The organism is Actinoplanes sp. HUAS TT8 (assembly GCF_051380535.1).
In the GTDB taxonomy this organism is placed as follows: domain Bacteria; phylum Actinomycetota; class Actinomycetes; order Mycobacteriales; family Micromonosporaceae; genus Actinoplanes.
Genome location: NZ_CP195646.1, coordinates 10439435 through 10458593, shown reverse-complemented (window position 1 = coordinate 10458593; position 19159 = coordinate 10439435). Strand labels below are relative to the sequence as shown.

22 protein-coding genes and 3 tRNA genes are annotated in these 19159 nt (G+C 70.1%); 9 read left to right on the top strand and 16 right to left on the bottom strand.

The window, feature by feature from the left end; all coding sequences use genetic code 11:
• Positions 1–76 precede the first annotated feature (76 nt).
• Positions 77–268 carry a 50S ribosomal protein L28 gene (gene rpmB, locus ACSHV8_RS46765; RefSeq protein WP_089010699.1) on the top strand — a complete coding sequence of 64 codons (192 nt, stop codon included), beginning with the start codon at positions 77–79 and terminating at the stop codon, positions 266–268.
• 53 nt (positions 269–321) lie between these two features.
• Here the strand turns inward: rpmB and ACSHV8_RS46760 are convergent, their stop codons facing one another.
• Together ACSHV8_RS46760 and ACSHV8_RS46755 are read right to left on the bottom strand one after the other, a co-directional pair.
• Positions 322–783, bottom strand: coding sequence for a GNAT family N-acetyltransferase (locus tag ACSHV8_RS46760; protein WP_436526942.1), 462 nt, complete (start codon positions 781–783; stop codon positions 322–324).
• A gap of 19 nt (positions 784–802) precedes the next feature.
• Positions 803–1741, bottom strand: a complete 939-nt coding sequence (locus ACSHV8_RS46755) for a thiamine-phosphate kinase (RefSeq protein ID WP_436526941.1) — start codon at positions 1739–1741, stop codon at positions 803–805.
• A gap of 96 nt (positions 1742–1837) precedes the next feature.
• On the opposite strand from ACSHV8_RS46755, the gene ACSHV8_RS46750 reads away from it, so the two are divergent.
• On the top strand, positions 1838–2071 hold the full coding sequence (locus ACSHV8_RS46750) for an Lrp/AsnC family transcriptional regulator (RefSeq protein WP_067685920.1): 234 nt from the start codon (positions 1838–1840) through the stop codon (positions 2069–2071).
• A gap of 2 nt (positions 2072–2073) precedes the next feature.
• Positions 2074–2736 carry a DUF3515 family protein gene (locus ACSHV8_RS46745; protein ID WP_436526940.1) on the top strand — a complete coding sequence of 221 codons (663 nt, stop codon included), beginning with the start codon at positions 2074–2076 and terminating at the stop codon, positions 2734–2736.
• On the opposite strand, the gene ACSHV8_RS46740 is transcribed toward ACSHV8_RS46745, so the two are convergent.
• On the bottom strand, positions 2730–3824 hold the full coding sequence (locus ACSHV8_RS46740) for a D-alanine--D-alanine ligase family protein (RefSeq protein ID WP_436526939.1): 1095 nt from the start codon (positions 3822–3824) through the stop codon (positions 2730–2732). The two genes, ACSHV8_RS46745 and ACSHV8_RS46740, sit on opposite strands and share 7 nt — an antisense overlap.
• Positions 3825–3987: 163 nt before the next feature.
• Between ACSHV8_RS46740 and ACSHV8_RS46735 the strand changes: the two genes are divergently transcribed.
• Positions 3988–4380: a hypothetical protein gene (locus ACSHV8_RS46735; protein WP_436526938.1), complete on the top strand. Its 393-nt coding sequence runs from the start codon at positions 3988–3990 to the stop codon at positions 4378–4380.
• 148 nt (positions 4381–4528) lie between these two features.
• Here ACSHV8_RS46735 and ACSHV8_RS46730 read toward each other — a convergent pair whose 3' ends face one another.
• From ACSHV8_RS46730 to ACSHV8_RS46715, 4 genes are read right to left on the bottom strand one after another with little or no spacing between them, the layout of a single operon-like run.
• Complete coding sequence (locus ACSHV8_RS46730) at positions 4529–4888, bottom strand: hypothetical protein (RefSeq protein ID WP_436526937.1); 360 nt, start codon at positions 4886–4888, stop codon at positions 4529–4531.
• Positions 4885–5988, bottom strand: coding sequence for a cystathionine gamma-lyase (locus tag ACSHV8_RS46725; RefSeq protein WP_436526936.1), 1104 nt, complete (start codon positions 5986–5988; stop codon positions 4885–4887). The genes ACSHV8_RS46730 and ACSHV8_RS46725 overlap by 4 nt, the downstream gene beginning before the upstream one ends.
• Positions 5988–6980, bottom strand: a complete 993-nt coding sequence (locus ACSHV8_RS46720; RefSeq protein ID WP_436526935.1) for an NAD(P)H-dependent glycerol-3-phosphate dehydrogenase — start codon at positions 6978–6980, stop codon at positions 5988–5990. Before ACSHV8_RS46720 ends, ACSHV8_RS46725 begins: the two co-directional genes overlap by 1 nt.
• On the bottom strand, positions 6977–7702 hold the full coding sequence (locus ACSHV8_RS46715; protein WP_436537276.1) for a lysophospholipid acyltransferase family protein: 726 nt from the start codon (positions 7700–7702) through the stop codon (positions 6977–6979). Before ACSHV8_RS46715 ends, ACSHV8_RS46720 begins: the two co-directional genes overlap by 4 nt.
• Positions 7703–7825: 123 nt before the next feature.
• Between ACSHV8_RS46715 and cofC the strand changes: the two genes are divergently transcribed.
• From cofC to ACSHV8_RS46695, 4 genes are read left to right on the top strand one after another with little or no spacing between them, the layout of a single operon-like run.
• Positions 7826–8476, top strand: coding sequence for a 2-phospho-L-lactate guanylyltransferase (gene cofC, locus ACSHV8_RS46710; RefSeq protein WP_436537274.1), 651 nt, complete (start codon positions 7826–7828; stop codon positions 8474–8476).
• A 10-nt stretch (positions 8477–8486) separates the two neighbouring features.
• Positions 8487–8684 carry a cold-shock protein gene (locus ACSHV8_RS46705; RefSeq protein ID WP_436526934.1) on the top strand — a complete coding sequence of 66 codons (198 nt, stop codon included), beginning with the start codon at positions 8487–8489 and terminating at the stop codon, positions 8682–8684.
• Positions 8685–8739: 55 nt separating this feature from the next.
• The gene (locus ACSHV8_RS46700; RefSeq protein WP_436526933.1) at positions 8740–11007 is read left to right on the top strand and encodes an RNA degradosome polyphosphate kinase; all 2268 of its coding nucleotides are present in this window, start codon (positions 8740–8742) and stop codon (positions 11005–11007) included.
• Positions 11007–11885, top strand: a complete 879-nt coding sequence (locus ACSHV8_RS46695) for an NUDIX hydrolase (RefSeq protein WP_436526932.1) — start codon at positions 11007–11009, stop codon at positions 11883–11885. The genes ACSHV8_RS46700 and ACSHV8_RS46695 overlap by 1 nt, the downstream gene beginning before the upstream one ends.
• Here ACSHV8_RS46695 and ACSHV8_RS46690 read toward each other — a convergent pair.
• The 4 genes from ACSHV8_RS46690 to leuC all read right to left on the bottom strand — a co-directional run bounded on the left by ACSHV8_RS46690 (position 11842) and on the right by leuC (position 15245).
• A complete protein-coding gene (locus ACSHV8_RS46690; protein ID WP_436526931.1) occupies positions 11842–12252 on the bottom strand; it encodes a hypothetical protein in 411 nt (136 codons plus the stop codon). The genes ACSHV8_RS46695 and ACSHV8_RS46690 overlap by 44 nt on opposite strands.
• A 92-nt stretch (positions 12253–12344) precedes the next feature.
• The gene (locus tag ACSHV8_RS46685) at positions 12345–13022 is read right to left on the bottom strand and encodes an HU family DNA-binding protein (protein ID WP_436526930.1); all 678 of its coding nucleotides are present in this window, start codon (positions 13020–13022) and stop codon (positions 12345–12347) included.
• A 160-nt stretch (positions 13023–13182) separates the two neighbouring features.
• Positions 13183–13773 carry a 3-isopropylmalate dehydratase small subunit gene (gene leuD, locus ACSHV8_RS46680; RefSeq protein WP_436526929.1) on the bottom strand — a complete coding sequence of 197 codons (591 nt, stop codon included), beginning with the start codon at positions 13771–13773 and terminating at the stop codon, positions 13183–13185.
• Positions 13774–13790: 17 nt separating this feature from the next.
• On the bottom strand, positions 13791–15245 hold the full coding sequence (leuC, locus tag ACSHV8_RS46675) for a 3-isopropylmalate dehydratase large subunit (RefSeq protein WP_436526928.1): 1455 nt from the start codon (positions 15243–15245) through the stop codon (positions 13791–13793).
• 49 nt (positions 15246–15294) lie between these two features.
• Between leuC and ACSHV8_RS46670 the strand changes: the two genes are divergently transcribed.
• Positions 15295–15981, top strand: a complete 687-nt coding sequence (locus tag ACSHV8_RS46670) for an IclR family transcriptional regulator (protein WP_014447202.1) — start codon at positions 15295–15297, stop codon at positions 15979–15981.
• A gap of 328 nt (positions 15982–16309) precedes the next feature.
• On the opposite strand, the gene ACSHV8_RS46665 is transcribed toward ACSHV8_RS46670, so the two are convergent.
• From ACSHV8_RS46665 to ACSHV8_RS46645, 5 genes are all read right to left on the bottom strand, one after another.
• Positions 16310–16978, bottom strand: coding sequence for an N-acyl homoserine lactonase family protein (locus ACSHV8_RS46665; RefSeq protein WP_436526927.1), 669 nt, complete (start codon positions 16976–16978; stop codon positions 16310–16312).
• 261 nt (positions 16979–17239) lie between these two features.
• Positions 17240–17315: transfer RNA gene (locus ACSHV8_RS46660), tRNA-Glu, on the bottom strand.
• 729 nt (positions 17316–18044) lie between these two features.
• A tRNA-Glu gene (locus tag ACSHV8_RS46655) sits at positions 18045–18117 on the bottom strand.
• 62 nt (positions 18118–18179) lie between these two features.
• Positions 18180–18251 (bottom strand) — tRNA-Gln (locus ACSHV8_RS46650).
• A 63-nt stretch (positions 18252–18314) separates the two neighbouring features.
• Complete coding sequence (locus tag ACSHV8_RS46645) at positions 18315–19121, bottom strand: SDR family oxidoreductase (protein WP_436526926.1); 807 nt, start codon at positions 19119–19121, stop codon at positions 18315–18317.
• Between the last annotated feature and the right edge of the window lie 38 nt (positions 19122–19159).

The window sequence follows — 19159 nt, the reverse complement described above, 5'->3', positions numbered from 1 at the left end:
GTAAGCTCGCCGGGTTGCCTGGCGAGTATTGCTCCTGGGCGTCTTCAGATCTTCGAATCAAACCCAGGAGTATCCCGTGGCTAGCGTGTGCGACGTCTGTGGCAAGGGACCGGGCTTCGGCCACAACGTGTCCTTCTCGCACCGGCGGACCAACCGCCGCTGGAACCCGAACATCCAGTCGGTGCGTACCCCGGCCGGTGGCGGGACGACCAAGAAGCTTCAGGTCTGCACCTCGTGCATCAAGGCCGGCAAGGTCACCCGCGCCTGAGCTTTCGCTTCCGAGGAGCCGCCGAGTCATCGACCCGGCGGCTTCTTGCTTTCTCAGATCTTCTTCGCGTACGACAACACGCCCGCATGCCCCTTGTAGTAGCCGAAGTCCTCGATCCGCTCGTACCCCGCGGACTCGTAGAGCGCGATCGCCTCGGGCTGCCGGTCCCCGGTCTCGAGGATGACCCGCTCGCAACCGGCCTCGCGTGCTGATTCCTCGACAGCGGCCAGCATCCGCCGGGCCACGCCCTGCCCGCGCGCCGCGGCCCGGGTGAACATCCGCTTGAGCTCGGCGTCCGACCCGTGCCGCCGCCAGCCCGCGCTGCCGGCCAGCACGCCGTCGTCCTGAACGGCCACGAGGAAGGCGCCGTCGGGCGGCAGGAAGTCGGCCGCGACGATCGGGGTGTCGTCGCCGCTGCCGCCATACCGCTCGGAGAGGTCGCGCATGTTCTCCGCGACCAGCTCCACCACCTCCGGCTCGTCGAAACGAGCCGATCTGATCTTGATCTGTCCCACCCCGCCAGCGTAATCAGCGTCAGCGGAAGTGATCCCACCCCAGTGGCCCGGACCACGGCTTACGGTCCACGGTGACGCCGGTGCCGTCGTGCACCGAGCCGATCTCCTGCCAGCCGCCGGGCAGCCGCGTACCGGCCGGGAACGTCGCGGCGAACGGGTGATCATCGCCACCGGCCAGCACCCACTGGTACGGGTCCACCCCGAGCGCCTTGGCCGCGTCCCGCATCTGATCGGGCACCTCGAACGCGTCCGACCGGATGTCGATGCCGACCACGCTGGCCGAGGCCAGGTGACCGACGTCCTGCAGCAGGCCGTCGGACACGTCGATCATCGAGGTCGCGCCGAGCCGGGCCGCCTCCGGGCCGGCCGCGTAGCGCACCTCGGGCCGCCGGTACGCCTCCACGAGCATCTTCGGCGTCCGGAAACCGCGCGACAGCACGGTGTACCCGGCGGCCGCGTACCCGATCCGCCCGGAGAGCGCCAGGACGTCGCCGGGCTGCGCCCCGTTACGTCGTACCGGATCAAGGCCTCCCAGGTCCCCCAGAGCCGTCACAGCGACCGTGAGCGTCGGACTGGAGGACGTGTCCCCGCCGACCACGCTCGCCCCGCAGAGCGCCGCCTCAGCGGTCAGGCCGTCGGCCAGGCCCTCGGCCCAGGACTCCTCCAGGGTGCCGGGCACGCAGAGCGCGACGAGCAACGCGGTCGGAGTGGCTCCCATGGCGGCGATGTCGGCCAGATTCGCCGCCGCCGCGCGGTGACCGACGTCGACCGGGCCGCACCAGTCACGCCGGAAATGCCGGCCCTCGACGAGCACGTCGGTGGACGCCACCACCCGGCCGTCGGCCGCGCGCACCACGGCGGCGTCGTCGCCGGGACCGAGCAGGGTGGCCGAACCCGCGCCGAGGCGCGACACGATTCGGCCTATTAGTCCGAATTCACCGGACTCTGCGATGCTCACGTGCACGCCCTTCGATGGTGGCGTCCCGCTGCCGGGTCGCTTCGTACGGTAGTTTCACGATCGGGGATCACCGACGGTGGCGGATAGGAGTCGATCGTGGTCCAGGCATACATCCTCATTCAAACGGAGGTCGGGAAGGCCCGTGACGTGGCCGCCGCGATCGAGAAAATACCGGGGGTCGTCCGTGTCGACGCGGTGACCGGCCCCTATGACGTGGTCGTGCTCACCGAAGCCCACACCGTGGACGAGCTCGGCAGCCTGATTGTGAGCAAGGTCCAGTACGTGCCGGGCATCACCCGGACCCTCACATGCTCCGTGGTAAACCTCTGAGCATGGTCGACGTCGACACTCCTCAGGACGCCCCCACCCAGGGGGACAAGAAGCCGGACAACACCACTCGGATCGCCGCCGTCTGGGCGACCGCGGTGGCCGTGCCGATCGTTCTGATCGTGGGGCTCGTCGCTTTTTCGCAGATCAGCAAGTCAACGGCGCCGGAGGCCGACCCGGCGCCGACCGCGAGCGGCCCGATCGCCGTGCCCAGCACGGCGGTCGAGGTCGCCGCACCGAAACTGTCCGCCCGGGCCGCCCAGGTCTGCCTGGCGGTCACCTCTCAGCTGCCCAACCAGGTGCGGAACCTGCCGGCCCGCAAGGTCAGCACCGGCCCGGAGCAGAACGCGGCCTACGGGGAGCCCCCGCTCACCGTCTCCTGCGGGGTCGCCCAGCCCCGGATGTGCGCGACGGTCGACGACACGTCCGGCACGTGCGTGCCGCTGGTCGCCGACCTGCTGCTGATGAACCGCGTGTGCTGGTACTACCAGGAGAAGACCGGCGGGACCACGTTCACCACGATGGACCGCGAGGTCCCGGTGCAGGTGGTGGTCCCGACGGCCTACGACAACCGCGCCCAGTGGGCCAACGAGTTCTCCGACATCGTGGTGGAGACCGACAAGTCGATCACCGAGGGCGTGCCGAGCGGGTGCAACCCCGGTCAGTGAAGGCCGGTGCCGCGACGCAGCGCCGTGCGGATGAGACGGTCGACCACCTTCGGGTACTCCAGGCCGGTGGCCGCCCACATCTGCGGGAACATCGACGTCGGCGTCATCCCCGGCATCGTGTTGATCTCGTTCAGGAAGATCTCGCCGTCGGCCGTCACGAAGAAGTCGACCCGGGCCAGGCCGGCACAGTCCAGCGCGGTGAACGTGCGCAGCGCGAACTCCTGAACCTTCTTGAAGATGTCGGCCGGAAGCTCGGCCGGAATCGTGTAACGGCTGCCCACCAGGTACTTCGTCTCGAAGTCGTACCAGTCGGCGTCGTCCACGTGGATCTCGGCCAGCAGCGACGCCTCGGGTGACCCGCCGGCCTCACCCTCGAGCACCCCGCACTCGATCTCACGACCGACGATCGCGGCCTCGACAAGCACCTTCGGGTCGATCTCGCGGGCCGTCGCGATCGCCGACTCCAGATCGGCCCAGTCGGTGACCTTGGTGATGCCGGTGGACGAGCCGGCCCGGGACGGCTTCACGAAGACCGGCAGGCCCAGCCGCTCCTTGTCCGCCTCCGAGAACGAGACACCGGCCCGCAGCACCACGTACGGCCCGACCGGGATGCCCTCGGCGGCCGCGAGCTTCTTGGTGAACTCCTTGTCCATGGCCGCGGCCGAGGCGAACACGTTCGCCCCCACATACGGGATCCCGGCCATCTCCAGCATCCCCTGGATCGTGCCGTCCTCCCCGTACGCCCCGTGGAGCACCGGGAAGACCACGTCGACACCGGCCAGCTCGGACACGCCGTCGGCCGGGTCGCGCACGATCAGCTCGGTCGACGTCGGGTCGGCGGCCAGCACGACCGCGCTGCCCGACGCGGCGGTGATCTCCGGCAGCTTCCGCTCCGCGATCGAGAGCTCGGACGGGTCGTTGCCGGCCAGCACCCAGCGACCCTCACGGGTGATTCCGACCGGGACCGCCTCGTACTGATCCGGGTCCAGGGCGCCCAGGATGGCCCCCGCGCTCACGCAGGAAATGGCGTGCTCAGTGCTTCGCCCGCCGAACACGATCGCGACACGGGTCTTCCGGGGGGTTGTCACTCTTCTCTGCGCCTCTCGCTAGCGGGCATGCCGGGGGTGACCCTACTCTGCGTAAGCCAGATTCACCGAGAGCGGCAAGCGCGGCCCTTGCAGGGGAGACGAACAGTTCATGGGACCAGCACTCCACGTGATCGCGGGGCCGGGGCCAGGGCAATTGGCGACCATGGCCCGCCCCCGTGACGACCCGTGGTCGCCCGCCGAGATGGGAGCGCTGGCCCGAGCCGGCGTCCAGATCCTGGTGTGCAGCGCGAGACATCGACCGGGCGCCGCCGACAGCGCCGGGATCGAACTGATCGACTACCCCGACCCGGACGAGAAGGCCCCGCGCAAAGAGGCCACCGAGATGGTCGCGCTGGCCACCCGGCTCGCTCAGGAGGTCCGTTCCGGCCGATTCGTGGTCACCCAGTCCAGTGCTGAGCTCGGCCGCACGACCCTGCTGGCGACGATGACCCTGGCGTTGCTGGGCATCCGCCCGGGCGAGGCCCTGCGCCGGATCGGCGTCGGGCCGGGCCAGCCGGTCCCGCAGGATTGGCTGCACGATTTCGTGTCGGGATAAATCCCGACATTGCGCCCTTAAGCATCGGGCCCGCCCTACACACCCTCCCCACCCCAACCATGGGGGCTTACCGCCCACCCAGCATTGTCCCGGCCGGCGCCAAGATCATGGGGCATGCCTGTGGACGACCGGGCAGTGTGGAAAACCTTCAGGCGGCAAAGGTCTGTGGTAGGGCGCCGGCATCCCACAACTGGTCCAGGTGGGCGAGAAACCCACTCAGGCTTCGCTCCAGCTCCTGCCTTTCCCGTACGGGCAGGGCGGCCAGCGGATCGGAGAAGATCAGCCCCTCGGGATGCTTGGCCCGCGTCCCGACGAACTTGCCGCACCCCGAGCACCACACGTAGCTGACGAGTGTCGGCCGCCGGGCGGTGGCCGGAGTGGTGAAGTACGCCCGCAGCCGGTGTTCGCCGCACCCCGGGCAGTCCCGTTCGCCGGGGGCCGCGAAGAAGCTGTCGCCGCGGGTCAGCGCCGCGACCTCGTCGCCGCTGAACGTGGCCCAGGCGGTCATTTCGAGGCGTCCAGGGCCTGGCTCACGTCGGCGACGAGGTCGGCGGTGTCCTCGATGCCGCAGGAGAACCGGACGAACCCGGGGGCGGTGTCGTCGCCGAACTGGGCCCGCCGGTCGGCCGTGGTGTGTACGCCGCCGAACGAGGTGGCGGCGAACACGAGCCGGGCCGCCTGCAGGAACCGGGCGACCCGTTCGGCGCTGCCCAGGTCGAACGCGACGATCCCGGGGATCCGGCGCATCTGTTTGCGGGCGATCTCGTACGACGGGTCGCCGTCCAGCCCGGGCCAGCGCACCCCGGTCACGTCGGTGCGCCCGGCCAGCAGTGTCGCGACGGCGGCGGCGTTCTCGCTCTGCCGGGCCAGCCGCAGGTCCATCGTCGCGATCGAGCGGTGGGCCAGCCAGCAGTCGAACGCGCCGGGCACCCCGCCGGTCAGCTTCCGCCAGTTCTCGACCTTGGCCAGCAGTTCGGGGTCGCGGGCGGCGACGTAGCCCAGGAGCAGGTCGGAGTGGCCGGTCAGGGCTTTGGTGCCGGACGCGACGACGAGGTCCGCGCCGAGGGCGAGGGGGTTCTGCCCGAGTGGGGTGGCGGCGGTGTTGTCGACGGCCAGCAGGGCCCCGGCGGCGTGCGCGGCGTCGGCCAGGGCGGCGATGTCGGCGACGTCCAGGCCGGGGTTGGCCGGGGTCTCCAGCATGACCAGCCGCAGGCCGGTGAGGTCCGGGTACGGGCCCGCGGTGGGCACCAGCACGCTCTCGACGCCCAGGTCGGCCAGGGCTCCGCGGGCGAATGCCCGTACGGGGAAATAGCCGTCGCCCGGGAGCAGAACCTTGTCCCCGGTCTTGAGCACGGACAGCAGCATGGCCGTGACGGCCGCCTGACCGCTGGCGAAGGCGAGCGCGGAACCGCCCTCCAGTTCGCCGATCGCGGCTTCGAGGGCCTCGCGGGTGGGCTGCTCGGTGCGCGCGTAGCCGTGCTCGCCCGGCCCGGTCACCGGGTCCAGGTGGTAGGGCGCGGCGAAGACCGGCCCGGGCAGGAACGGCTGACCCACCGTGGGCTCCGGCAGACCCGCATGCACGGAACGAGTTCCATCGGCGTACGTCATTATTCTGGTTTCATCTCTCGGGTCATGAGCAGCTTGACGGCGACGCGCGGGTCGGCACCCTCGTGACAGACCTTCTCGACCTGCTCGACGATGGGCATCTCGACGCCGTGCGCGCGGGCCAGGTCGCGGATGGACAGGCAGCTCTTCACGCCCTCGGCGGTCTGCCGGGTGGCCGCCTGCGCCTGCTCCAGGCTCTCGCCGCGGCCCAGGTGCTCGCCGAAGGTCCGGTTCCGGGACAGCCGGGACGAGCAGGAGGCGACCAGGTCGCCGAGCCCGGCCAGGCCGGCGAAGGTGAGCGGGTCGGCGCCGAGGGCCACGCCGAGGCGGGACGTCTCGGCCAGTCCGCGAGTGATCAGGGACGCCTTGGTGTTGTCGCCGAGGCCGATCGCCGACGCCATCCCGTAGGCCAGGGCGATCACGTTCTTGACCGCGCCGCCGAGCTCGCAGCCGAGCACGTCGTCGCTGGTGTAGGGCCGGAAGTAGGGCGTCGCGAGGGCGTGCTGGACCTGGCGGGCCCGGTCCTCGTCGGTGCAGGCGACGACGGTCGCGGTGGGCTGCTCGGCGGCGATCTCGGGGGCCAGGTTGGGCCCGGAGACGACGACGACCCGGTCGGCCGCGACCCCGGCGGTCTCGACGATCACCTCGCTCATGCGCTTGAGCGTGCCGAGCTCGATGCCCTTCATCAGGGAGACGACGGTGGCGTCCTTCGGGAAGAACTCGGCCCAGTCGGCCAGGTTCCCCCGCAGGGTCTGCGAGGGTACGGCGATCGCGATCAGCTCGGCGCCGGCCACCGCCTCGGCCAGGTCGGTCGTCGCGGTGACCCGCTTGGACAGCCGGATGCCGGGCAGCGATCCCTCGTTCCCGTGCTGGTCCCGGATCTCGGCGGCGACCGACTCGCGGCGCGCGCGCATGGTCACCTCCGAGCCGGCGTCGCCCAGCACCTTGGCGAACGCCGTGCCCCAGGCTCCGGATCCGATGACGGCCGCCCTCATGACGCGTCCTCCGATTTCGTGACCCGCCGCGCGGGCCGGTCGTAGAGCGCCGGCGGTTCGCCGTCGCGGATCGTGCCGAGCAGGTCACGGATGCCGAGCATGATCTTCTCGGTCATCTCTTCGAGCACCTGGCGGGTCGGCTCGGCGCCGGCCCAGTGACTCAGGTCGATCGGGTCGCCGGTGGTGACCGTCACGTGGGCCCGGGTCGCCTTGAACTTGTTGGTCCGCGGGTCGAAGACCTGCTGGGCCCCCCAGTTGGCGATCGGCACCACCGGGGCGCCGGTCAGCAGGGCCAGCCGGGCCGCGCCGGTCTTGCCGCGCATCGGCCACAGGTCGGGCTCGCGGGTGGTGGTGCCTTCCGGGTAGACCACGACGGCGCCGCCCTCGCTCAGCGCGGCGACGAGCGCCTCCAGCGACTTCACCGCCTCCACACTGCCGCGTTCGACCGGCACCTGCAGGGTCTTGACCAGCAGCGGTCCCACGATCGGGACCCGCCAGAGGCTGGCCTTGCCGAGGAAGCGGGGCCAGCGGCCGGTCTTGTAGATGTAGTGGGCCACGACCAGCGGGTCGAAGTGGGAGACGTGGTTGGGCACCAGGATCACGCCGCCGGACTTGGGCAGCTTCTCCCGGCCGAGCCAGGTCCGCTTCGTCCAGAAAGTCATAGTGGGAATCACCAGCATCACCGCGAAACGCTGCCAGAATCCGAGCCCGCGCTGCGCCACGGCATCCCCCGTCCCTCGATCGGCGACCACGTCGCCCGTCACCTGCGACGAAATCATGCCCCTTCCCCGCGCCGCGTACCAGGCAGGGGTATTGCCAGTTAACTCGTGCAAACTTGCGGGGTGGTGACTCGGAAGTGGATGACGGTCGTGCCGGTCAAGCGCTTGAGTGCGGCGAAAAGCCGCCTGCGGGGCGCCGTGCCCGAGGAGCGGCATCCGGAGCTGGCGCTCGCGATGGTGCGCGACACCGCTACGGCTGTGTTGAGCGCCACCACCGTCGCCGAGTTGATCGTCGTCACGGACGACCCGGTGGTGGCCGAGGCGGTCCGGGAGATCGGCGCGAAGGTGGCCCCGGACCCGGGCGCCGGGCTGAACGCCGCGCTGCGTTTCGGCGCCGACGAGGTCGCCGGGCTCGCCGCCTACCGGGCGGTCCTCACCGGTGATCTGCCGGCGCTGCGCCCGGCCGATCTGGATGCGGCCCTGCGCGAGGCGACCCGGCGCGCGTTCGTGCCGGACGCGGCCGGCACCGGCACCGTGCTGCTCGCCGTCCCGCCGCGGGAGCCGCTCGATCCGCGCTTCGGCCCGCACTCGGCGTCGGCCCATCTGACCTCGGGCGCGATCCCGTTGACCGGTGACTGGCCGGGCCTGCGGCAGGACGTGGACACCGCGGCCGACCTGGAGACGGTGCTCGGCCTGGGCGCCGGAGTGAGGACCCGATCACTGTTACGTGATCTCGGACTCAGCCAGGCGTGCACGTCGGCCGCCTGCGCCGGGTAGCGTCAGGTTCATGCAGGGCACCATCGCCACTTTCGACCCGGGCTCCCACAGCGGCACGCTGCTCCTCGACGACGGCTCTGAGCTGGCGTTCGGGGCGGACGCGTTCGCCCGTTCGGGCCTGCGGCTGCTGAGACTGGGGCAACGCGTATCCATCGAGGCGGAACCGGACGGCCGGATACACCGTGTGTTAATTCCTGGAATCGCCTGAGTTGATCATCCGGTAGTTCGTTTCACGTTCCGCTCGGAGCGGCAAGAATGTACGCATGAACCCGCCCCGGACCCCCGAGACCCGCCGGCGTGGCCCGAACGGCCGCTTCCTCCCCCGTCCCGAGCCCGCCGACATCGATGTCAGCAGCGAGCCGAGCGCCGATCCGGAGGAGCCCCAGGTGGAGGTCGCAGTGGAGAGCACCGAGGTGGCGGAGATCGCCGAGCCCGACACCGAGGCGGAGGAGGCCGAGGCCTACTACCTGCCCGAGGATCGTTTCCTGAACCGGGAACTGTCCTGGCTCGACTTCAACGCGCGGGTGCTGGCCCTGGCCGAGGATCCGGGCACCCCGCTGCTGGAGCGGGCGAAATTCCTGGCGATCTTCGCCAGCAATCTCGACGAGTTCTACATGGTGCGGGTCGCCGGGCTGAAGCGTCGCCTGAGCGCCGGTCTGCCGGTCCGTGGCGGTGACCGTTCCCCGCTGCGCATGCAGATCGAGATGATCACCGGCCGCACGGCCGACCTGGTCACCCGGCATGCCGCCTGCTTCGCCGACGAGGTCCGGCCCAAGCTGGCCGCGGAGAGCATCGAGGTCGTCAGCTGGAAGGAACTGGACGCGCCGGAGCAGGGGCGGCTGCGCACCTTCTTCCGCGAGCAGGTGTTCCCCGTGCTCACGCCGCTGGCCGTGGATCCCGCGCACCCGTTCCCGTACATCTCAAGCAGGTCCTTGAATTTGGCCGTGGCCCTTCGCTATCCGGACGGGGACAATCCCGAGTTGTTCGCCCGGATCAAGGTGCCGAACAACGTGCCGCGCTTCGTCACGGTGCAGAACGACAGCCGTGGTGTGCGTTTCCTGCCCATCGAGGAGTTGATCGCCAACCACCTCGACCAGCTCTTCCCGGGCATGCAGATCCTGGAGACGCACGCGTTCCGGGTGACGCGCAACGCCGAGCTGGAGGTCGACGAGGACCGCGACGAGGACCTGCTGCAGGCCCTGGAGCGGGAGCTGGCGCAGCGCCGCTTCGGCCCGCCGGTCCGGCTCGAAGTGGCCGCCTCGATCAGCGATCACGTGCTCGACCTGCTGGTCCGCGAGCTGGACATGGACAGCCACGACGTGCTGCGGGTGCCCGGCCTGCTCGACCTGTCGGCGCTCTGGCAGGTCTTCGGCGAGTGCGACCGCGACGATCTGAAGGACCGCCCGTTCGTCCCGGCCACGCACCCGCAGCTGGCCGACGGCGAGGTGCCGCGCAGCGTGTTCAACCGGCTGCGGGAGTCGGACATCCTGGTCCACCACCCGTACCACTCGTTCTCGACCAGCGTGCAGCGCTTCATCGAGCAGGCCGCGGCCGATCCGAACGTGCTGGCCATCAAGCAGACGCTGTACCGGACGTCGGGTGACTCCCCGATCGTGGACGCGCTGGTCGACGCGGCCGCCGCCGGCAAGCAGGTGGTGGTGCTGGTCGAGGTCAAGGCCCGCTTCGACGAGGTGGCCAACATCGCCTGGGCGCGCACCCTGGAGCGGGCCGGCTGCCACGTCGTCTACGGCCTGGTCGGCCTGAAGACGCACTGCAAGACCGCCCTGGTGGTCCGGCAGGAGGGCAACCAGCTGCGGCGTTACTGCCACATCGGCACCGGCAACTACCACCCCAAGACCGCGCGACTGTACGAGGATTTCGGCATGCTGACGGCCGACCCCGAAGTGGGTGCGGACGTCACCGACCTGTTCAACGTGCTCACCGGCTACAGCCGGCAGACGACCTTCCGGCGCCTGCTGGTCGCCCCGCACGGCGTCCGCAAGGGTCTCCTGGAGCGCTTGGAGGAGCAGGCCAAGATCGCCCGCTCGGGCGGCCAGGCGCTCGTCCAGTTCAAGGTGAACTCGCTGGTCGACGAGGAGACGACGGACGCGCTCTACCGCGCCTCGCAGGACGGCGTGAAGATCGACCTGATCATCCGCGGCATGTGCGCGGTCCGCCCGGGCGTCCCCGGCCTGTCGGAGAACATCCGGGTCCGCTCGATCGTCGGCCGTTTCCTGGAGCACTCGCGGATCTTCCGGTTCGGCGCCGGCGACGACGCGGAGTACTGGATGGGCTCGGCCGACCTCATGCACCGCAACCTCGACCGCCGGGTCGAGGCGCTGGTCAAGGTCACTCTGCCGTCGGCCCGCGACGAGCTGCGGTACGTGCTGGAGCTGTCCATGGCCGAGGGCACCGAGGGCTGGGACCTGGACGGCGAGGGCATCTGGCAGCGCAACGTCGGCACCGCCGGCAAGCCGCAGCTGCACCTGCAGGAGGCCCTGCTCCGGCGCGTCATCGGCAAGAAGAGCTGATGCCCGATCCGATGCGTGCCGCGGGCGGGGTCCTCTACCGTCCCGGCGCGAGCGGCGTGCCCGAGGTCTGCCTGGTGCACCGGCCGCGGTACGACGACTGGAGCCTGCCCAAGGGCACGGTCAACCACGACGAGCCGGCGCTGGCGGCGGCGATCCGCGAGGTGACCGAGGAGACCGGCACGGCCGGTATCCCCGAGTTCGGGCTGCCCGAGGTGGCCTACCGGTTGCCCGACGGGCGCCCGAAGACCGTGCGTTACTGGCTGATGCGGGCTGACGGCACCGGGCCCATCCAGGACACCGACGAGGTGGACAAGCTGGCCTGGCTGCCGCTGCCGGAGGCCGCGCTGCGGCTCACCTACCCGGACGAGCGCGCGCTGCTCGACCGGGTGGCCGCCCTGCCCCCGGTCACATCGGTGGTGGCGCTGGTCCGGCACGCGCACGCCGGCCAGCGGAAGCACTGGGACGGGCCGGATTCGCTGCGCCCGATCAGTCCGAAAGGGGTCCGGCAGAGCGCCCGGGTCGCCGAGCGGCTGGCCACGTTCCGCCCGCACCGGCTGATCGCGGCCACCCCGCTGCGCTGCTCGCAGACGTTGCAGCCACTGGCCAAGACGACCCGGTTGCCGCTCGTGGTCGACGCGGCGTTCGCCGAGCCGGAAACCGCCGAAGGGCTGCCGGCCAAGCTGGCCGCGGCCCGCGCCCGGCTCGCCCAGGTGCGCACGGCCGGCCGGGTCGTCGTGTGCAGCCAGGGCAAACTCATCCCGGCGCTGCTCGCCGCGCTGAGCCGGGACCCGGATGTGGACGCGTACAAGACCCGCAAGGGCGAGGGCTGGCTGCTCACCTGGTCCGGCGAGAAATTGCTGGGGCTCTCCCGCTGGTGATCTGATCGGCCCGCCAGAAACCGATCAGATCACCGGTGAGCCAGCGGGCCCGCCACAGCTCGTCGCGGCGCGGCTCCCAGTCCCGATAGGGCAGCATCGCGACCCGCCAGGTCAGCACCCCGAGCAGATACCAGCCGTAGAGCGGGACGGCGCCGGCCAGTCCGTCCCGGGCCCGGTAGGACGACCACGGCGCGAAACCGGCCACCGCCAGACCGGACCAGCCGCAGGTGACCAGCCAGTCCAGCATCGGCCGGCCGGTTGCCTGCTCGGCCAGGTCACCGAGCGTCCACCCGGGTACGACCGCCACAGCGAACAGGCCGGCGGCGATGCTCGCCCGGGCGACCAGTCCTCTCGGTCCGCGTTCCATGCCCGGACCGTAGGCCCCGCCCGCGGGACGTCGTTCTCGAACAAAAAGGCGTCCACCCGTACGGGTGGACGCCTTTCCTGATTCTCGAAGGGTCAGCGGGCTTTGCGGCTCGACGTCGCTCGCGCGGTCGTCGTGCTCTTGGCCCGGGCCGGGGCGGCGGCCGGCGCCACGGTCTTGCGAGCCGTGGTCTTCTTGGCCGGCGTGGCCGCCTTCTTGGTGGCCGTGGTCTTGGTGGCGGGCGCCTTCGTGGCCGTCTTCTTCGCCGCCGTCGTGGCCGTGGTCTTCTTCGCGGCCGCCGCGGTGGTGGCCGTCTTCTTGGCGGTGCTCTTCACCGGCGCGGCCTTGGTGGCCGTGGCGGTCTTCTTCACCGCGGCCGTCTTGGCCGGAGCCGCCTTGGTCGCGGTCGCGGACTTCCGTGCGGTCGTCGTCTTGGCTGGGGCGGCTGCCGTCTTGGACGCGGTGGCGGTCTTCTTCGCCGTCGCGGCCTTGGCCGGCTTTCCACTGGCGACCAGTTCCCGGAAGGTGTTGCCGGGCCGGAATGCGGCGACCGACGTCTTCTTCACCTTGACCGGCTCACCGGTTCGCGGATTCCGTGCGGTGCGCGCATTACGCGTCCGCTTCTCCCAGGATCCGAAGCCGGTGAGGGAGACTTTGTCTCCCTTGGCGACGGCGTTCTGCACCTCACTGATGAACGCGTCCAGCGCAGTGGTCGCCGTCTTCCTATCGCCCAGCTTGACGGCGAGCGCCTCAATGAGCTCGGCCTTGTTCACGGTTTCCTCCCGGACGTGAGAACTGGCCCGTCGCAGGCCATTCTGCGCGCACCGTATGCCCTCTGACCTGGAGACACAAACATTCGTGGCAAAAATCCGTTGTGTCCCAACGAAATTCGCCCCCATCGGCGACACCGACGGGGGCGAATTCAGTCTTGGGTTAAAGAACGACGACCGGCTTGAAAGACGGACGGCCCTTCTCGTACGCGCTAATCGCGTCCTCGTGGCGCAACGTCAGTCCGATGTCGTCGAGCCCCTCCAAGAGGCGCCAACGGCTGAAATCGTCGATCGGGAACGGGTAGGCCGCGTCGTCCACGCGAACCACACGCTCGGCCAGGTCGACCGTGATCTGCTTTTCCGGCTCGCTCTCGGCCAGATCCCAGAGGCTCTCCACGATCTTCTGGTCCAGCTGGACCGGGAGCAGACCCTCCTTGAGCGCGTTGCCCCGGAAGATGTCACCGAACCGGGCCGCGATCACGACCTTGAAGCCCCAGTCGCGCAACGCCCAGACGGCGTGCTGCCGGGACGAGCCGGTGCCGAAGTTCGGCCCGGCGACCAGGATGGTGGCGCCGTTGTGGGCCGGGTTGTGCAGCACGAAGTTCGGGTCCTCGCGCCAGGCGCTGAAGAGACCGTCCTCGAAGCCGGTACGGGTGACCCGCTTCAGGTAGACCGCCGGGATGATCTGGTCGGTGTCCACATCGGAGCGGCGCAGCGGCATGACCTTGCCGCTGTGGGTGACGAACTTGTCCATCAATCTCTCCGGAAGTCTCAGAGGTCGGCGGGGGCGGCCAGCTTGCCGACCACGGCGGTGGCGGCGGCGACCTGCGGCGAGACCAGGTGCGTACGTCCGCCCTTGCCCTGCCGGCCCTCGAAGTTGCGGTTGGACGTGGACGCTGCGCGCTGCCCGGGGCTCAGCGTGTCCGGGTTCATGCCGAGGCACATCGAGCAACCGGCGAACCGCCACTCGGCGCCGGCATCGGTGAAGATCTTGTCCAGGCCCTCGGCCTCGGCCTGCTCACGCACCACGTACGACCCGGGGACGATCATCATCCGGACGCCGTCGGCGACCTTGTGACCGCGGATCACGTCGGCCGCGGCCCGCAGGTCCTCCAGCCGGCCGTTGGTGCAGGAGCCGACGAAGACCACGTCGACCGGGACGTCCCGGAACGGCGTGCCCGGGGTCAGGTCCATGTACGTCAGCGCGCGCTCGGCGGCGCTGCGCTCCTGCTCGTCCAGGAAGTCCTCGGGGCTGGGCACCACGCTGTCCAGGGCCGCGCCCTGCCCCGGGTTGGTCCCCCAGGTGATGAACGGGCTGATCGCGGCCGCGTCCAGGATGATCTCGGTGTCGTACTCGGCGCCCTCGTCGGTGGCCAGGGTCTGCCAGTACTCGACCGCGGCGTCCCAGTCGGCGCCCTGCGGCGCGTGCTTGCGACCCTTCAGGTACGCGAACGTGGTCTCGTCCGGCGCGATCATGCCGGCCTTGGCGCCCCACTCGATCGACATGTTGCAGATCGTCATCCGGCCCTCCATCGAGAGGTTCCGGATCGCGTCACCCCGGTACTCCACGATGTGGCCGTTGCCGCCGCCGGTGCCGGTCTGCGTGATCAGCGCCAGGATCAGGTCCTTCGCGCTCACGCCGGGACGCAGCTCACCGACGACCGTGACGGCCATCGTCTTCGGCTTCGACTGCGGCAGCGTCTGGGTGGCCAGCACGTGCTCGACCTCGCTGGTGCCGATGCCGAAGGCCAGCGCGCCGAACGCGCCGTGGGTCGCGGTGTGCGAGTCACCGCAGACGATCGTCGTGCCCGGCTGGGTCAGGCCCAGCTGCGGGCCGATCACGTGGACGATGCCCTGGTTCACGTCACCGAGCGGGCGGATCTGCACGCCGAACTCGGCACAGTTCTTGCGGAGCGTCTCGATCTGCGTACGAGAGACGGTGTCGGTGATCGTCAGAAGATCGCCACGACGGGTGTTGAACGACGGATCCGCATACCCGGTCGGGGTGTTGTGGTCTTCCGTCGCGAGCGTGAGGTCGGTCCGTCGAACGGGCCGGCCGGCCATCCGCAGGCCGTCGAACGCCTGCGGACTGGTGACCTCGTGCAGCAGGTGCAGGTCGATGAAGAGCAGGTCCGGCTCGCCCTCGGCCGTGCGCACCACGTGGTCATCCCAGACCTTCTCGGCCAGGGTCCTGGGTTTCCCGCCCCGGGGAGTGACTCCCACCATCTGGACATCCTAAATTCTGGAATGTATGTTTCGGCTTGTGGGACACAGTATGAGCGGCGTAGGCGTTCTCGACAAGGCGGTTGTCATTCTCGCCGCATGTGTCGACGGCGCGAGCCTGGCCGAGTTGGTCGAGCGCACCAAGCTTCCCCGGGCGACCGCACATCGCCTGGCCCAGGCCCTGGAGATCCATCGGATGCTGGTCCGGGACACGCAGGGAAGGTGGCGCCCAGGACCCCGATTGGGCGAGTTGGCGAACGCCGCACCCGACGTTCTGCTGACCGCCGCCGAACCCCTGCTTTCCGCATTGCGGGACGCGACCGGTGAAAGCGCACAGCTTTACTTGCGCCGAGCCGACGAGCGGATCTGCGTCGCCGCGGCCGAACGCGCGAGCGGCCTGCGCGACACCGTTCCGGTCGGCTCGGTCCTCCCGATGGTCGCCGGCTCGGCCGCCCAGATCCTGCTCGCCTGGGAGCCCCCCGAGGCCGTGATGCCGCTCCTGCCGCGCTGCAAGTTCACCGGCCGCACCCTGGCCGAGGTCCGCCGCCGCGGCTGGGCCCAGAGCGTCGCCGAACGCGAACCGGGCGTGGCCAGCGTCTCCGCACCGATCCGCGACCGGACCGGGCGGGTCATCGCCTCCATCTCGATAAGCGGTCCGATCGAACGCCTCGGCCGCCGCCCCGGCGAACGCCACGCCATGGCCGTCGTCCGCGCCGGCCAGCGCCTCTCCGGCCTGTAACCAGCGCCTTCCCCAGGCCCTTCCTGGGTTCGCTTCCCTCGGTTCACCTTTCGATGCCCGGCTCGGCGATCTGCTTCAGCGGATCGCTCGCCGGGCATCACCGCCTCCGGCGGCCAACACCGATTTTCCCGTACGGCCGGAAGCGCGCCCGCCGCCCTTCCCGCACCGTGGGCCGCCGGTCCCTGTCGCGGGCGCCGCTCTCCTCAGAGCACCTCCCGCAGGCCGCCCCTCCCTCCGCCCGCGACGTTTCAGCCCGGCGGCGCCCTCTTTTCCTGTCGCACATCCCCTTCAGCGCGGGTGGCTCACATCGGCGCGGGTGGCGCTTTGCTCAGGGGGTCCACACGGCGTTGTCGTGGGCGAAGAGCACGCGCCGTGGATCGAAGGCGAGCAGCCGGTCCAGCCAAGCCGGCGGCAGCCCGACACCGGCCCGCCGACCCAGCACGTCACCCGAGAACGCGGTCGCATGATCGTGACTCTGACCGGCAACGATCACCGTCCCATCGCCGGTGGTGACGATCACGGACTGATGGCCGGCCGTATGCCCGGGAGTCGGCACAACCAGCACGCCTGGCGCGATCTCCGCCTCCCCGTCGAGCTCCTGAAGCACCGCCCCAGGATGATCGACCAGGGCGGCCAGATACTCCTCGGAGCTGCGCGCCAGCACCAACTCGGTGCGCTGAGCGAAGACCGGAACGCCGGGCAGATCCGCGTTCCCACCGCAGTGATCGAAGTGCAGGTGACAGTTGACGACGTACCTGATCCCCTCAGCCCCGGCCCCGACCCCCGCGAGCGCCTCACCCATCCCAACCCGGCGCGGCCGATAGTGATCGTCAACACCCGGGGCGTGGCCCATACCGGTGTCAACCAGGATCGCCCCGCCCGGATGATCGATCAGGTAGCCCAGAACCGGCTCAGCCCGTGCAACACCGGTGCCGGTCTCCTCGGCCGGGCGCACAAAGTATCCGAAGTCCACCCGCCGAACCGCGATATCGGTCATCGTCGCAGTATCCCCACGACGCACCCGTCCCCCACCAGAACTCTGCTCCCAGCAGACAACCCCCCAGAATCCCAGCCGAGCCCGGAACAACAGCAACAGACCGCAAGACGAACCCGGAACAACAGCAGCCCAGACCCGCGGAACGAACCCGAACGACAGCGACCCATACCGTGAGGCGAGCCGGAGGCTGAAGCGACCAGATCGTGGGGCTGACCCGAAACGACAGTGGCCCGCACCATGATCGGTGCGGGCCACAATCCGTGGTAGTCCCGAAGGGATTCGAACCCTCGCTACCGCCTTGAGAGGGCGGCGTCCTAGGCCGCTAGACGACGGGACCAAGAACTTTCCGTTACAACGCTCACCCGAGCGGCGCGCTGAACTCTATCAGCACCTTTAACGAATCCCCGAATCGCCCGCCTCCCCTCAGCCCCACCGTGACCACCCCCACAACCACCCAAACACCGCAGCTGGCGCTGACGGCTGCCACCACACCCAACCCCAGCCGTGAGCCCCAGCCAAGACCAGCCAGCTGGCACTCACGGCTACAAACCGGCCAGGAACCAGCCGCCACCACCAGCCGAGACCAACCAGCTGGCACTCACGGCTACAAACCGGCCTGGGACCAGCCGTGAGCGCCAGCCGAGACCAACCAGCTGGTGCTCATGGCTGCGAATCGGCTTGGGAACCAGCCGCCAGCGCCAGCTGGGCGCGAGCCAGCGGCCGGCGGATCGGCCAGGTGACAAATCCGGCTGCCGGCGGGCGAGCAGCGAACCCCGGATTGTGGCCCCCGAGCCGCGGACCCAGGCCGCCGGCGCGAGGCGGCGAGCCCAGGCTGCGATCGCCGGAGCGACGAAGAGTTGCGGTCGCCGGAGCGACGAAGAAAAGCCGGAGTCGCCGGGCTACGAAGAAAAGCCGAGGCTGCGGAGGCCGACCCGAGGCTGGCGGGTGGCGAAGGCCGGCTGGGGGCTGGCGGGTGGCGAAGGCCAGCTGCGGGCGGCCGGCGGCGAGGACGGGGTGGGATGTGGAACGGCCCGCATCCGGTGGATGCGGGCCGTTTCTCAGAACGTAGTCCCGAAGGGATTCGAACCCTCGCTACCGCCTTGAGAGGGCGGCGTCCTAGGCCGCTAGACGACGGGACCAGAACTGCCTTGCGCGCCGAAGCGCTCCAGCGAGAGCCAACCAAACCAGCAGGTTGACACCGCTGGGGTACCAGGACTCGAACCTAGACTAACTGAACCAGAATCAGTCGGGCTGCCAATTACCCCATACCCCATTTGGCCCGGCTTGCCGAGCCGTTGAGAACTTTACCCGACCCTCCTCCGCCCACCAAATCGGGTTACCGAAACTGGTCCGCGTGACGGTGGGCCCACTCTCGGTAGCCCATCGCCGGCCGCCCGAGCAGGTCGTTCACCGTCGATGTGACCGGCTGTGGATAGCCGACGGACCGCTCCAGCCCGTCGAGGTACCAGTCCCCGGCCGCCTCGCCCATCGCCGCCCGGAAGTGGGCCCGGGCCGCCTCACCGGTCATTTCCTCGTAGATCAGCGCCCGCCCGAGGGCCGCCCCGATCGCCGCCACCTTCTCGCGCCGGGACAGCGCCTCCGGCCCGGTCAGCACGTACGACTGCCCCGCATGATCGCCGGTGAGCAGCACCCGGGCCGCCACGGCCGCGATGTCTTCCTGGGCGATCGCCGCGTTCACCACCTCGGGGTATGCGTCCCGCACCACGTCACCGGCCCGGATCTGGCCCGCCCAGTGCAGTCCGTTGGCCATGAACTCGCCCGGCTCCAGATGCGTGAACGGAACCCCGGACGCCTCGACCCCGTCCTCGACCGCCTGCCAGTGGGCGCCTTTGGGCCCGGACATGTCGACGATGTGCCGTACGCCGAAATCAGCAGCGAGCCGGGAAATGCCGGCGGCCGACGGCGGATGGGGAGCCAGGTAAAGCTTGTCGGCGCCCGTCAGGGCGTCGGCGACGGTGGCGAGCCGGCCGAAGTGGCCGCGCACCACCTCGACACCGTCGGGCAGGTCGGCCTTGACCGGGTCGGCGGTGAGCGCCCGCACATCGGTCGCGCCGAGTGCGAGCAGCTCGTCGACGACCATCCGCCCGACGTTGCCGGTGGCGCCGGTGACCAGGATCTTCATGGAGACCTCCGAAAGAGCCGATCACCGGCTGCGACATC

Bases quoted from the DNA above. Each gene is read 5' to 3' on its own strand.
- ACSHV8_RS46700 (WP_436526933.1), top strand. From the start codon at position 8,740: ATGAACCCGCCCCGGACCCCCGAGACCCGCCGGCGTGGCCCGAACGGC.
- ACSHV8_RS46690 (WP_436526931.1), bottom strand. From the start codon at position 12,252: ATGGAACGCGGACCGAGAGGACTGGTCGCCCGGGCGAGCATCGCCGCC.
- ACSHV8_RS46745 (WP_436526940.1), top strand. From the start codon at position 2,074: ATGGTCGACGTCGACACTCCTCAGGACGCCCCCACCCAGGGGGACAAG.
- ACSHV8_RS46670 (WP_014447202.1), top strand. From the start codon at position 15,295: ATGAGCGGCGTAGGCGTTCTCGACAAGGCGGTTGTCATTCTCGCCGCA.
- ACSHV8_RS46695 (WP_436526932.1), top strand. From the start codon at position 11,007: ATGCCCGATCCGATGCGTGCCGCGGGCGGGGTCCTCTACCGTCCCGGC.
- ACSHV8_RS46720 (WP_436526935.1), bottom strand. From the start codon at position 6,980: ATGAGGGCGGCCGTCATCGGATCCGGAGCCTGGGGCACGGCGTTCGCC.
- ACSHV8_RS46665 (WP_436526927.1), bottom strand. From the start codon at position 16,978: ATGACCGATATCGCGGTTCGGCGGGTGGACTTCGGATACTTTGTGCGC.
- leuC (WP_436526928.1), bottom strand. From the start codon at position 15,245: ATGGTGGGAGTCACTCCCCGGGGCGGGAAACCCAGGACCCTGGCCGAG.
- ACSHV8_RS46725 (WP_436526936.1), bottom strand. From the start codon at position 5,988: ATGACGTACGCCGATGGAACTCGTTCCGTGCATGCGGGTCTGCCGGAG.
- ACSHV8_RS46730 (WP_436526937.1), bottom strand. From the start codon at position 4,888: ATGACCGCCTGGGCCACGTTCAGCGGCGACGAGGTCGCGGCGCTGACC.
- leuD (WP_436526929.1), bottom strand. From the start codon at position 13,773: ATGGACAAGTTCGTCACCCACAGCGGCAAGGTCATGCCGCTGCGCCGC.
- ACSHV8_RS46735 (WP_436526938.1), top strand. From the start codon at position 3,988: ATGGCCCGCCCCCGTGACGACCCGTGGTCGCCCGCCGAGATGGGAGCG.
- ACSHV8_RS46645 (WP_436526926.1), bottom strand. From the start codon at position 19,121: ATGAAGATCCTGGTCACCGGCGCCACCGGCAACGTCGGGCGGATGGTC.
- ACSHV8_RS46705 (WP_436526934.1), top strand. From the start codon at position 8,487: ATGCAGGGCACCATCGCCACTTTCGACCCGGGCTCCCACAGCGGCACG.